At 41.9% G+C, this 13,279-nt stretch carries 16 protein-coding genes; 9 read left to right on the forward strand and 7 right to left on the reverse strand.

The genetic code is table 11. From position 1 onward, the window contains the following. From QE417_RS03995 to QE417_RS04020, 6 genes are read right to left on the reverse strand one after another with little or no spacing between them, the layout of a single operon-like run. On the reverse strand, nt 1–849 hold the full coding sequence (locus QE417_RS03995; protein WP_311947656.1) for a bestrophin family protein: 849 nt from the start codon (nt 847–849) through the stop codon (nt 1–3). A gap of 6 nt (nt 850–855) precedes the next feature. Beyond that, nucleotides 856–2,139 (reverse strand): kynureninase, encoded by a 1,284-nt coding sequence (gene kynU / locus QE417_RS04000; RefSeq protein WP_311947657.1) that lies wholly within the window; start codon nt 2,137–2,139, stop codon nt 856–858. 44 nt (nt 2,140–2,183) lie between these two features. Continuing rightward, nucleotides 2,184–2,690 carry a pyridoxamine 5'-phosphate oxidase family protein gene (locus QE417_RS04005; RefSeq protein WP_311947658.1) on the reverse strand — a complete coding sequence of 169 codons (507 nt, stop codon included), beginning with the start codon at nt 2,688–2,690 and terminating at the stop codon, nt 2,184–2,186. 60 nt (nt 2,691–2,750) lie between these two features. Continuing rightward, nucleotides 2,751–3,356, reverse strand: a complete 606-nt coding sequence (locus QE417_RS04010) for a DNA-3-methyladenine glycosylase (RefSeq protein ID WP_311947659.1) — start codon at nt 3,354–3,356, stop codon at nt 2,751–2,753. Further along, nucleotides 3,340–3,999 carry an alpha/beta hydrolase gene (locus QE417_RS04015; protein WP_311947661.1) on the reverse strand — a complete coding sequence of 220 codons (660 nt, stop codon included), beginning with the start codon at nt 3,997–3,999 and terminating at the stop codon, nt 3,340–3,342. The genes QE417_RS04010 and QE417_RS04015 overlap by 17 nt, the downstream gene beginning before the upstream one ends. Next, nucleotides 4,000–4,476, reverse strand: coding sequence for a GAF domain-containing protein (locus tag QE417_RS04020; protein ID WP_311947662.1), 477 nt, complete (start codon nt 4,474–4,476; stop codon nt 4,000–4,002). It lies immediately after the preceding gene. Nucleotides 4,477–4,550: 74 nt separating this feature from the next. Between QE417_RS04020 and QE417_RS04025 the strand changes: the two genes are divergently transcribed. Both QE417_RS04025 and QE417_RS04030 read left to right on the forward strand, forming a co-directional pair. Then, nucleotides 4,551–5,255: a DUF3291 domain-containing protein gene (locus QE417_RS04025; RefSeq protein WP_311947664.1), complete on the forward strand. Its 705-nt coding sequence runs from the start codon at nt 4,551–4,553 to the stop codon at nt 5,253–5,255. 4 nt (nt 5,256–5,259) lie between these two features. Beyond that, nucleotides 5,260–5,505: a hypothetical protein gene (locus tag QE417_RS04030; RefSeq protein ID WP_311947666.1), complete on the forward strand. Its 246-nt coding sequence runs from the start codon at nt 5,260–5,262 to the stop codon at nt 5,503–5,505. Here the strand turns inward: QE417_RS04030 and QE417_RS04035 are convergent. Beyond that, complete coding sequence (locus QE417_RS04035) at nt 5,502–6,008, reverse strand: 2'-5' RNA ligase family protein (RefSeq protein ID WP_311947667.1); 507 nt, start codon at nt 6,006–6,008, stop codon at nt 5,502–5,504. The genes QE417_RS04030 and QE417_RS04035 overlap by 4 nt on opposite strands. A 407-nt stretch (nt 6,009–6,415) precedes the next feature. Here QE417_RS04035 and QE417_RS04040 point away from each other — a divergent pair, with 407 nt between their 5' ends. The 7 genes from QE417_RS04040 to QE417_RS04070 are packed head-to-tail and all read left to right on the forward strand — an operon-like array spanning nt 6,416 to nt 13,279. Then, a complete protein-coding gene (locus QE417_RS04040; RefSeq protein WP_311947668.1) occupies nt 6,416–7,063 on the forward strand; it encodes a GNAT family N-acetyltransferase in 648 nt (215 codons plus the stop codon). Nucleotides 7,064–7,087: 24 nt separating this feature from the next. Next, nucleotides 7,088–8,275, forward strand: coding sequence for an argininosuccinate synthase (gene argG / locus QE417_RS04045; protein WP_311947669.1), 1,188 nt, complete (start codon nt 7,088–7,090; stop codon nt 8,273–8,275). Between the two features lies 1 nt (nt 8,276). Continuing rightward, nucleotides 8,277–8,729: a GNAT family N-acetyltransferase gene (locus tag QE417_RS04050; RefSeq protein WP_311947670.1), complete on the forward strand. Its 453-nt coding sequence runs from the start codon at nt 8,277–8,279 to the stop codon at nt 8,727–8,729. Nucleotides 8,730–8,731: 2 nt separating this feature from the next. After that, complete coding sequence (gene argC, locus QE417_RS04055; protein WP_311947672.1) at nt 8,732–9,715, forward strand: N-acetyl-gamma-glutamyl-phosphate reductase; 984 nt, start codon at nt 8,732–8,734, stop codon at nt 9,713–9,715. A gap of 39 nt (nt 9,716–9,754) precedes the next feature. Continuing rightward, nucleotides 9,755–11,119, forward strand: coding sequence for a Fic family protein (locus tag QE417_RS04060; RefSeq protein ID WP_311947674.1), 1,365 nt, complete (start codon nt 9,755–9,757; stop codon nt 11,117–11,119). A gap of 10 nt (nt 11,120–11,129) precedes the next feature. Continuing rightward, nucleotides 11,130–12,272, forward strand: coding sequence for an aspartate aminotransferase family protein (locus tag QE417_RS04065; RefSeq protein ID WP_311947675.1), 1,143 nt, complete (start codon nt 11,130–11,132; stop codon nt 12,270–12,272). A 59-nt stretch (nt 12,273–12,331) separates the two neighbouring features. Further along, on the forward strand, nt 12,332–13,279 hold the full coding sequence (locus tag QE417_RS04070; protein WP_311947677.1) for an N-acetylornithine carbamoyltransferase: 948 nt from the start codon (nt 12,332–12,334) through the stop codon (nt 13,277–13,279).

Consider the following 13,279-nt stretch of genomic DNA (forward strand, 5'->3'; position numbering starts at 1 on the left):
TTACTCCAGTATCTCCCCTACGTGTTTCTTAATGTTTAGCGCTATTTTTTCCAGAGGCAAATCATTCTCATCAAAGCCAAACGGATCTTCAATTTCTTCGGCAATCAACTCAATACTGGCCAACACATACAGCACAAAGGCAATAATTGGTATGATATAATAATGCAGCTCAAACGCCCAAGTGAGCGGCAAACTCATGATAAAGAAAAAGATAAACTTTTTAATAAATACGCCATAATTGTAAGGAATAGGCGTGTTTTTAATACGCTCACAAGCACCGCAAATATCAGTGAACGACATCAGTTCGGCATTAATGCTCATCAGTTGCTCAGTGTTGATACTGCCATCATTTAACTTATACCCACGAGCTATCATGGCTGATGCTACCTGGTTAGGCAAATGTTTATCAGGGTTAAATCCCGCTTTTAGAGCGTTCTTGTTTTGTTGATCGCGTAGATGGTCCTTCAGCGTTTCGGCATATAGCGAAATATGTTGATTAAAAAACTGCACATCAGCCGCATTACCCAAGTGCCTGACTTTTATGGCCAGGTTACGGCTGTTGTTTACCAATGCGCCCCAAAGTTTACGCCCTTCCCACCAGCGGTCGTAAGCCGAATTAATGCGGAAGGCCAGCAACAACGACAATACAAAACCTAAAGTGGAATGCACCACGCTGGTTTTATGTATTACACTGCTATCTGGCAGGTGTATGTAATCCAGTAATAGCCAGGTTACGAGTGCCGAATAAATACCCACCCCAAGCATGAGCGGAAAAAGTTTGAGTAGCGTATCGGACTTATGAAAACGGAATAAAAATGTAAACCAGTCTTTGGGGTTATAGGTAATCATGTAAAGTTATAAAGTTTTTGCAGCTTGGGTGAGGTGTAAGGCTGCCGTGTAAACATCGGTAAAGGTATTGTACAACGGTACAGGGCTTAGCCTGATCACATCGGGTTCGCGCCAGTCGCCAATAACGCCCTGGTTTGCCAAATAATCAAAAATAGCTTTACCATTACGCTTGCAAATGATGGATAACTGGCTCCCCCGCTCCTGCTGGTTTACTGGCGTTATGATCTTAAATAACTCATCTCCTGCCTGTTGATTAATTTGATTAATCAAATACTCAAGGTATGCAGTAAGCACCAAAGCCTTTTCACGCAGGGTATTTACACTACCGGCTTGTTCAAAAATGTCAAGTGATGCTTTGTGCGCTGCCATCAGCAAAACAGGACTTGTACTTACCTGCCAGCCCTCGGCACCAACCTCGGGTTTAAAGCCGGGAGCCATTTTAAAACGGGTATCATTACGGTAGCCCCACCAACCTGCAAAACGGTTTAGTTGCGGGTTGTTATGATGCTTTTCATGCACAAAAATGCCGCTTATACCTCCCGGTCCCGAGTTCATATATTTGTACGAACACCAGCAGGCAAAATCAGCATTCCATTTGTGTAATTGCAACGGAACATTGCCGGCAGCATGCGCCAGATCGAACCCTGCAAGAGCACCAACCTCGTGTGCCGTGGCAGCGATATTTTGCATATCAAATAGTTGCCCTGTATAATAATTAATACCGCCAAACAACACCAGCGCAACCTCATTGCCATGGGCCTTGATCATATTTAAAATATCTTCAGTACGCAAGGTACTTTCGCCAACGCGCGGAAAAATCTCAATCACAGCATCCTCAGGGTTAAAACCGTGAAACTTTACCTGGCTTTCAACCGCGTACTGGTCTGATGGGAATGCGCCGCCCTCCATTATAATTTTGTAGCGACCGTTTTTAGGCTGATAAAAGCTTACCATCAGCAAATGCAGGTTAATGGTAAGCGAGTTCATGATCGTTATCTCGGATGAATGCGCCCCAACAATATTGCACAATGCAGGCAGTAATTGCTTGTGATACTCAAGCCACGGGTTATCGCCCTGAAACCATCCCTCAACGGCGAGGCTTTGCCATTCGCCTAATTTTGCGTCAAGATGTTGTTTGGTAGATTTAGGTTGCAAGCCTAACGAGTTACCACACAGGTAAATAATGTCTTTCCCATTATGCTGAGGTATTAAAAACTGATCGCGATAATTGTGCAGGGCATCCTGCTCGTCGAGTTGGTGAGCAAACTCGGCGCTGTTCTGAAATTCCATGGTTCAATTATACAAAAAAGGCAGGTTTAACCTGCCGCTTGTTTTTATAAATCAACTTTCTCGTGTTCGCCGGGTTCAAATTTAGTTCCGGTAATTACCGATTTGATCCACTTAAATGCCAGTCCAACTGCACCTGCGCTGTTGTCCCAGTATTCTGCATCGGTAATATCCACCCGCAGTAATATCAAAGCTGGATCTTCGGCACCATCTTTAAAAAAAGCTTCGATGAACGGGTTCCATAGCTCTTGCTTTTTGGCGGCATCGTCAACCAGATACGCGGTGCCATTTACGCTGATATAAGTATCAGAACTTGCGTTTGCATAGGTTACGTTTACTTTGTTTTCGTAAGAAACCTCGGCCACCTTAGGCGAAAACTCGTTGGTGAAAAACCAAAGGCTGCCTTCTACATCAAGCTGGGCAGTAGCCATGGGGCGGCTATGAAAGCCATCGCCTAAGGCAAAAGTGGTTAACATTGCGGTTTTCGATTTATCGATAAGTCCGCGCAGTTTTTCAATATCTTCCAGTTTTTTCAGATCGTGTTGATAATCCATAGTAGTGTTTTTATAGTTTGATATATTATAAACCCACCAGCTTAATTTTTGATTGAAATATTATCGATTAGGTTTACTCACGTAAACATTGCCCTTTACATAGAACCTGTAAGGTAGCAAAGCATCCTCTTTAGCATATGCTACACCAATGCGCGGAACGGCGGCAATTTCATCATCGGCAAAGATCATACCTCTGTCCTCAATCCACATTGTATCACTCTGAAAACTGATGTTGTTGAGTTTGCGGTTAATCCCCAACGCCTTGCCAACCGAACCCGGGCCAGCGGTAATATTGGGTTTAACCAAGGCCATATTACGGCGATATAGCATAGCATCAATTCCTTGTGTAGGGTTTATTGCCCTAATAAGGACGGCATGAGGTTGCCCTTCAACAGATGTCACCACATTCAGCATTTCGTGGATGCCATAGCAGAGATAAACATAAGCTACACCTCCACGTTCAAACATGGTTTGTGTGCGTGGTGTTAAACGATTTCCATAGGCGTGCGATGCTTTGTCGATAACGCCATTATAAGCTTCCGTTTCTACAATGTATCCACCCGAAACCACACCATCTATACGGGTAAACAAATATTTGCCCAGCAGGTTACGCGCCACTTCAACTACGTTGCTGTTGAGATAAAAATCTTCAGGCAGTTTCATCATTCAGAATAGATAATACGAGTTTGCTTATTTCGGCTGCGCGAGTATAAACCATGTCGTGGCTACCTTTTTCAATAATGTGGGTTGCAGTTACTATTCTGCGGTGCGGAAAGATCAAATCATTATTACCAATGATGTGATGTATTTTTCCGCCGAGCGGCTTGGGTACCCAATGCAGTATGGCATGCATAGCCCAGCGCATAAATACCGGCGATGATTTTTTGATCATATCGACAAACAGGAAACCGGCTTTTCCTTTGGTATCGCCAAACAGTGGTTTGATGATGCTTCCCATAGAGGTATAAAATCCGTGTGGAATGATCTTATAAACCGGTACGTTGCGGAAAAACCGAAAATAAGCTGGGATTTCTTCGGCCGATTTAATACTCGAAACAATGATTACTTTACCCAACGGAATCAATGTACTTATTTCAACGGTCATCACGCCACCTAAGGACACACCTAACACATTGGCCCCGTGAGGAATTTGATATATATCGATCAGCTTTTTGGCATAGGTAGTAATAGTATCAATAGGTTCGGGTTCAATCCAGTCCACATGCACCAGTTCATAGCCAAGTAATTGAAGCTTATCAAACAAGCGCCTGTCGGCCCCCAATCCCGAAATAAGGTAAAGCTTTTGCATTTAGAAGTTAAGAAGCTTTACCAGTTCTTCGAGGTAAATGGCATCAGTTTCGTCAAACTGATCGAGCGATTCACTGTCAACATCCAGCACACCAACCACTTCGCCTTTATGAATGAGCGGAACTACAATTTCCGATTGCGATAGCGAACTACAGGCAATATGCCCCGGAAAAGCCTCCACATCGGACACAATAAGTGTTTTCTTTTGCTCCCAGGCTGTTCCGCATACGCCTTTGCCCATGTTAATACGTGTACAAGCTACCGGTCCCTGAAACGGACCTAAAACTAATTGATCGTTTTTAACCAAATAAAATCCTACCCAAAACCATTTAAACTGCTCTTTGAGGGCAGCGGCCATGTTAGCCAGATTTGCGGTAAGGTCGGGTTCGCCATGCAAAAGGGCTTCTATCTGCGGCAGCAACGACTGGTATTGTGCTGCTTTATCTGTTGATTGGAGAATATTTAAGTCTTCGGCCATGGTGCAAAAGTAAGCAGGCGGGCATCAAATTAAATAAGACAAATATCATATTTAATCATTTATTTCGCATTTCGATGATTGTTAGCCTCACCATAGTACGTTACCGCAAAGCGTTTGTTCCTTTTGCATTGTTTGCAATGGCCATACACCGGTTGCCGTTAATGCTGCAAAAAGGCTGTACATTTTGGAAACTACTGGGCTGCGGCCGTAATGGCACATTCGATCTATCGCCCGACTGGCAGCAATGGGGATTGCTGGCCGTATGGAATACCCGTGCTGATTTTGATAATTTTCAACAGCGTTCCTTAATATCTTTATGGTGGAAAAAACTGGCAACTGAAAGCTGGACCTTATTAGCCGAACCGCTGCAAAGCCACGGTAAATGGGATGGCAAAGAGCCTTTTGGAAGTGCTAATACGAAAGACTATAATGGCCCTGTTGCCGTGCTTACCCGTGCTACTATCAAGCTTAAAAGGTTAAAAAACTTTTGGAGCCACGTTGACCAGGCCGCTGCTCATATGACCACCGCAAAAGGCTACATTACATCGGTTGGTATTGGCGAAGCACCGGTTTACCGGCAGGCCACGTTTTCGGTTTGGGAAAGTTTGGATGATGTTAAAGACTTTGCCTATCGCTCGCGCGAGCATGCCGAGATCATTAAAAAAACGCGCAGCGAGGGCTGGTATAGCGAAGAACTGTTTGCCCGTTTTAAACCCTTAGCCGCCTGGGGCACTTTAAATGGTAACGACCCGCTGCAGGGTAAAATTAAATTTGAATAACACCATGAGAGTAATAGCCGAAATTCCGCACCCCGATTTTAAGGTATCGATATTTAATATGAACCGTAAGTTCATCATCAAAATAGAGCAGGGAGCACTCGAACAAACCTACAAGGTAGCCGATTCGGATTTATTGGATGGCGTAAACAGTGTTTTCGAATTATTGGATGATGCTTTCTATAAAAAAGTGTCGGCACGATTTAATGATATGCGTAAGGATTGGGACGAAACCTATGAAAGGTATAATTAACCACTAAATCTAAATTCCTGTACAAACTTCCATGGGCCGCCGTGGTATTCATATAAGGCTAATCCCAATCCATTAATAGCAAAAGGTTTAAAACCCTGCTCTAATTGCGCTTTGAGTAACATTGCTACATCGGGGGCAACTTTATTTTGTATGGTAATGTGCGGCCATAGCTTTTGTTTATCCTGCGATATGAGCCATTCCAACCAAAGCTGTTGCAAGTAATTGTGCAACTGTTTTAACTGAGGACTTTCTATATTAAAAGCTACACCATTACCGATACTTTTTATGCCGCTAACCTGTAATTGTAGAAATGGCTGGTTAGCTGCGGCCAGTTCAATATCCTTAATAACCTGAACTTCATTAGCCGGGAGATGATGAAACAACGTTAAATGTGCATCCAGATAGTTGCGTTCAGGTGGAAAATGCGCCTTGCGCAGTTTATTAAAATATTGCTGGCTTTCGCCGTCAAGCATCAACGTTAATATTAAAGGCGCATCGTTCATAATATCTTATGTTAACGCTGCATAAGCGCAAGTGTTTACAACTACATTGGCACGCTCATAATTTATTTACAAAAGTTTAACTTTTATATGCACTTTTTACTTGCATAAATAAAATATATTTGAATACTTTGCACAAAATTCTAAAACATAGAACATAATTTAAAAAATGAACATCCAAAGCATATTTAGGCCCCTTACCGTAGCAGTATCTGCCTGGTTTGCCGTTGCTTTGAACGTTACTGTTTTAGTTAATTTTCCGTCACGACGACGATTATTTATTCCTCGGGTTTGAGAAAGCATTTGCTTTTACTACAACCAAACTGGAACCAGTGCGTTCCTTTATTAACCCCTTTAAATTTCACACAGGCAGTAAGCCGATAGTTTAACGTTAGTTCGTTTTATTACTCATGACCTTACAAGATTTTGATATAATTGTTGCAGCTGAAAAGCACGCTGATTACGCTACACAAATTTGCGATGAAATGGCGGCATCGGCCAAGGCTCGCGGTACCGGTATTGCACAGCGTTCGCCTGAGTATGTTGCCAATAAAATGCTCGAAGGAAAGGCCGTAATTGCCTTGCACAAGGATGGCACATGGGCAGGTTTTTGCTACATCGAAACCTGGAGCCATGGCGACTTTGTGGCCAACTCGGGCCTCATTGTTAATCCGGAGTTTAGAAAAGTTGGTTTAGCTAAAGCCGTTAAAATGGCCGTATTCCAGTTATCGCGCGATAAATATCCTCACGCCAAAATATTTGGTTTAACAACGGGCTTGGCCGTAATGAAGATAAATTCTGAACTGGGTTACGAACCTGTTACCTACTCTGAACTTACCCAGGACGAAGACTTTTGGAAAGGATGCCGCAGTTGTGTTAACTACGATATTTTAACTTCGAAAGAGCGCAAAAACTGCATGTGTACCGCCATGCTGTGGGACCCTGAAGACAAGCAAAAACAGTTTGAAGAAAACTTAAAAAAGATAACCCATAAGGCCACCTTATTGGAGCGTATTGAAAATGCGCTTAAAAAGAGCCTTAAGAACATACATTTTTAATACAAAGCATATTACAACCGTATAATGAAGAAAAAAGTAGTTTTAGCCTATAGCGGCGGATTGGACACCTCATTTTGCTGCATCTACTTAACCCGCGATCTGGGTCATGAAGTACACTCGGTAATTGTAAACACCGGTGGTTTTAGCGACGAAGAACTGAAACAGGTTGAAGAGCGTGCCTTTAAAATGGGCGTTACCTCACACCACGTAGTTGACGAAACTACCAACTTTTACAACACTTGTGTACGTTATTTAATATACGGTAATGTATTAAAAAACAACACTTATCCCCTATCGGTTAGCGCCGAGCGTGTTAGCCAGGCTACGGCCATTGCCAACTACGCCAAAGAAATTGGTGCCGAGTACGTAGCACACGGTAGCACCGGTGCAGGTAATGATCAGGTTCGTTTTGATATGATCTTTAATATCCTGGTGCCTAATGTTCAGATTTTAACTCCCATCCGTGATTTAAAATTGAGTCGCGAAGAAGAGATAGAGTACCTGAAAAAGCACGGTGTTGAAATGAACTTTGAAAAAGCAAAGTATTCTATCAACAAAGGTATTTGGGGCACATCAGTTGGCGGTAAAGAGACTTTGACTTCAAATTTGGGTTTACCTGAAGATGCATGGCCTACCCCGGTTACTTCAACCGAAACCAAACACATTGAGCTTGAATTTGTAAAAGGCGAATTGGTTAGCATCGATGGTGCTAAATATGACCATCCGGCTAAAGCTATTCAGGCATTGCAGGCTATTGCCCAGCCTTACGGCATTGGCCGTGATATTCACGTAGGTGATACCATTATTGGTATTAAAGGCCGCGTAGGCTTTGAGGCTGCTGCTCCAATGATTATTATTAAAGCACACAACACGTTAGAAAAGCACGTGTTAACCAAATGGCAGCTTTCATGGAAAGAGCAGCTATCGTCTTTCTATGGCAACTGGTTGCACGAAGGTCAGTTCCACGACCCTATTATGCGTAACATCGAGGCTTTTCTGGATGACACTCAGGCTAATGTAACCGGTAAGGTATTTGTTGAACTTAATCCTTACCGTTTCCAGGTAACAGGCATTGAATCTGCTCACGATTTAATGTCGAACAAATTTGGCAGCTACGGCGAAATGAACAACGCATGGAGCGGTGAAGACGTTAAAGGCTTCTCAAAAATATTTGGCAACCAGGTGATGATTTATCACAAAGTAAACGGCTAAGATGAGAATTAAAAGAATTGATGTTGATGAAATTGGCCTTGTTTCCAATCTGTTCAATCAGTACCGGGTGTTTTATAAACAACCGTCTGACGAAGCTGCATCGTCATCATTTCTTTTACAGCGTTTAAGCAATAACGAGTCGGTAATATTTGTGGCTTTAGATGAAACGGATAAACCGGTAGGCTTTACGCAATTATATCCAAAGTATTCGTCGGCAAGGCTTACCAAGAACTGGATCTTAAACGATCTGTATGTTGCTCAGGATCATCGAAAAAAAGGAATTGGGGAGCAACTGATAAAAACGGCTATGGAATTTGGCAAACAAACCGGGGCAACATTTATTCAGCTCGAAACCCAAAAGGAAAACTACACTGCTCAAAGCCTTTACAAGGCTATTGGCTTTGAACAACAGGTGTTAACCGACGATTTTTTATTATTCAAAATAACCATATAACAATGGCTAACATAAAAGCAGGTATTATTGGGGGTGCAGGTTATACCGGGGGCGAGTTATTGCGCATTCTGATAAATCACCCGCAGGTTGATATTGCCTTTGTACATAGCAACAGCAACGCGGGTAACTATATTTACGAGGTACACACCGATTTATTCGGTGATACAGAGATGCAGTTCAGCGGCGAATTATTACACGATATTGATGTGTTGTTTTTATGCGTTGGTCACGGCGATGCCCGCAAATTTCTGGAAGCTAATCCGTTTCCCGAAAGTGTAAAAATTATTGACCTGAGCCAGGATTTCAGGCTGAAAGATAAATCAACTATTGATTCGCGCCGGTTTGTTTATGGTTTGCCCGAATTGAATCGCGAAGCTATTATACAAGCTAATAACATTGCCAATCCGGGTTGTTTTGCTACTTGTTTACAGTTAGGTTTATTGCCGTTAGCGGCAAGCAATAATCTGAATGCCGAGGTTCATATAACAGCTACTACCGGTTCTACAGGTGCAGGTCAGAGTTTGGCGGCTACGTCGCATTTTACCTGGCGTAATAATAACGCCTCGGTTTACAAAGCGTTTGATCACCAGCATTTAAATGAAATTGGCGAATCGCTGACGCAGTTACAGCCGGCTTTTGATAAGCCGGTTAACTTTATTCCGTACCGGGGCGATTTTACCCGAGGTATCATAGCCTCGATATATTTGGACAGCGAACTAACCGCCGAGGATGCGGTGAAGTTATACAGCGATTATTACGCCGCTCACCCGTTCACCCACGTAACCACACGCAACATCGACCTGAAGCAAATTGTGAATACCAATAAATGCTTCATCCAGGTGCAAAAAAAGGGAAATAAGTTATTCATTATCAGTATTATGGATAATCTGTTGAAGGGCGCATCGGGTCAGGCGGTACAGAATATGAATTTGATTTTTGGGCTGGATGAAACTTTAGGCTTGAAACTTAAAGCGGTAGCTTTTTAAAGTGACTAATTTCTCTCTAAAATTATTAAGTTAAGACACATGGCACATACTTTAGATATTATAGATAAATTATTTAATGATTTAAATGCTCTTCAACCTATAAAATCTGAGGATAAAAACCGTCTTGATAAAAAATTCAGATTAGAATTCAATTACAATTCTAATCATATGGAGGGAAACACCCTTACCTATGGCGAAACGGAACTATTATTAATGTTTGATGATACATTAGGCAATCATCAATTGCGTGAGTATGAAGAAATTAAAGCGCATGATTTAGCATATCATATAATCGAAGACTTAGCCAAAGATACAGAGCGTCCGCTTACTGAACAGATAATAAAAAATTTAAACGAGATCATTTTAGTTCGGCCATATTGGAAAGATGCAATAACGCCTGATGGCCATAATACACGTAGACAAATAAAGGTAGGCTCTTACAAAGAATATCCAAATTCAGTACGGCTTCAAAATGGTGAAATGTTTGAATACGCTTCACCAACTGAAACCCCGGCAAAAATGCAAGAATTGATAGAATGGTACCGTGAAGAAGAATCTGTACTACATCCTATCACTTTAGCATCTATGTTACACTATAAATTTGTATGCATACATCCTTTTGATGATGGAAACGGAAGAATTGCACGGTTATTAATGAACTATGTACTGCTTAAGAATAATTTCCCACCGGTCGTAATTAAATCAGCCGATAAAAACAACTATTTGCGCGCATTACACATTGCCGATTTAGGAGACTATGAAGCCTTGATAACTTATGTTGCTGAAAACGCTATTTGGTCTTTAGAATTATCGATAAAAGCAGCTAAAGGAGAATCATTGGAAGAAACAGGTGATTTTGTTAAAGAAATTGAATTGTTAAAACGCAAAGCATCTTCGCAAAAAACACCCAAATCTCCTTTAGTAATTTATGAAACGTTCAATCAAATTAAAAATAAATTATGGAGATCAGTAAATGGTATTCTACAACATTTCGATGATTTATTTAATGAAGCTAAGAGTATATACAAACTGAATGGATGGAACGAAAACTTTGAGACGAGAACTGTTTCAACATTTAATATTCCTTTTACCAAAGAAGTATCGGATAAACCGAAAGCTTTAAAAATATTCGGGTATGACATTTATTCAGAAGACATTGAAAAACTTGAGTTTGTAAATATCATGTATGGTTTAAGGGGCTCAATTAAACCTGAAAATTTATCGCTAAAATTAGAAGTTAACTTTAACCTCTATGATTATCTATTTAAGATTAAATTAAATGACAAATCTATTTTTGAGTCAAGGAAAATTTATAAAGAAATTTTTCTTGATAATGAAATAAGTGAAATTAATGTTGTTACACAAAAGCACATTTTGGAATTTTTGAAAGAAAAAATGAACTAACCTTACAAGAATGAATTTATTTGATGTTTACCCTATAAACCCTATCAACATTGTTAAAGGTGTTGGCAGCTTGGTTTATGATGATAGAGGAACTGAATATTTAGACTTATATGGCGGTCACGCCGTAATATCAATTGGCCACACCAACCCGCATTATGTAAAGCGTTTGGAAGACCAGTTGCATAAAATTGGTTTTTACTCAAACTCGATAGAAATTCCATTGCAAAAGCAACTGGCCGAAAAATTGGGCCAGGTATCGGGCAAAGATGATTACCAGTTGTTCTTGTGTAACTCAGGTGCCGAAGCTAATGAGAACGCATTAAAACTTGCGTCTTTTTACAACGGTAAAAAGAAAGTCATTGCTTTCCGCAAGGCATTTCATGGTCGTACCTCATTAGCTGTTGCCGCTACCGATAACCCTAAAATTGTTGCCCCGGTAAACGAAACCGACAACGTGATATTTTTACCATGGTGCGATGAAGCGGCTTTAGAGCAGGCATTCGCCCAAAACGAGGTATCGTCGGTTATTATTGAAGGCATACAAGGCGTAGGCGGCATACAGGTGGCTACCGAAAGCTTTTTGCAAAAGATCAGATCGCTTTGTGATGAGCATAACGCTGTGTTTATTGCCGATTCTGTTCAGTGCGGCTATGGTCGTACAGGTAAATTCTACTCACACGACTTTGCCGGAGTTAATGCTGATATTTACAGTATGGCTAAGGGCATGGGTAATGGTTTCCCAATTGGAGCTATCAGCATTTCGCCTAAAATTAAACCAGCTTACGGTATGCTGGGCACTACTTTTGGCGGTAATCATTTGGCTTGTGCTGCTGCATTGGCCGTGTTAGAAGAAATTGAGCAGAACAACCTGATGCAAAACGCTGCCGAGGTAGGCGAATACTTAATTGAGGAGCTGAAAAAGTTTGAACAGGTTAAAGAAGTTCGCGGTCGTGGTTTAATGATAGGTATTGAGTTACCCGAAGAATTAGCCCATGTACGTAAAGAATTACTGAACAAGCATCACATATTTACAGGAGAGGCTAAGCCAAATGTGGTAAGATTATTACCCGCATTAAACTTAACCAAAGCACACGCCGACCAATTTTTAGATGCCTTTGCGCAAACATTAAAAGCAGCAAACGTAACTGCATAACAATAGTATATCACATTATAACATACCTCCTCCCCTTTTGGGGAGGCCGGGAGGGGTTCATGAAACAATTCACATCAGTACACGACGTTACCAACATCAACGCCTTAGTGGCCGAAGCTTTAGAATTGAAGAGCAATCCGTATGCTCATCAGGAGCTGGGTAAAAACAAGACCATTGGTTTGGTTTTTTTGAACCCAAGCTTGCGTACCCGCATGAGTACGCAAAAAGCTGCACTCAATTTAGGCATGAACGCTATGGTGCTCAATATTGATAAAGAAGGATGGGCGCTGGAACTGCAGGATGGCGCTGTGATGAACGGAACCACAGTTGAGCACGTACGCGAAGCCGCCGCCGTTTTAGGGCAGTATGTTGATATTATCGGCGTGCGCTCTTTCCCCGGACTTAAAAACCGCGAAGAGGATTATACCGAGCAGGTGTTTAACAAGTTTGTGGAGTATTGCGGTGTGCCTATCGTGAGCCTGGAATCGGCCACCCGCCACCCGTTGCAAAGCCTGGCCGATTTAATTACCATTACCGAGCTTAAAACGGTTGATCGCCCTAAAGTGGTGTTAACCTGGGCTCCGCATATTAAGCCGCTGCCACAAGCTGTACCCAACTCGTTTGCCGAGTGGATGTGTAAAGCCGATGTTGATTTTGTGATCACTCACCCCGAGGGTTACGAATTAAGCGAAGACTTTACCCAGGGCGCAACCATTACCCATAAACAGGACGAAGCCCTTGCCGGTGCCGATTTTGTTTACGTAAAAAACTGGTCGGCTTATGAGCCTTACGGTGCTGTGACCGGTGTACACCCCGAATGGATGCTGAACAATGAAAAATTGAAGGCAACCAACGATGCCAAAGTGATGCATTGCTTGCCTGTTCGCCGTAACCTCGAGCTATCTGACGAGATATTGGACGGACCTAATTCCATCGTGATACATGAAGCAGGTAACCGTGTTTGGGCAGCCCAAGTGGTGCTAAAACAGTTGCTGCAAACTTTATAA

It is taken from the genome of Mucilaginibacter terrae, from assembly GCF_031951985.1.
Lineage (GTDB): Bacteria > Bacteroidota > Bacteroidia > Sphingobacteriales > Sphingobacteriaceae > Mucilaginibacter > Mucilaginibacter terrae_A.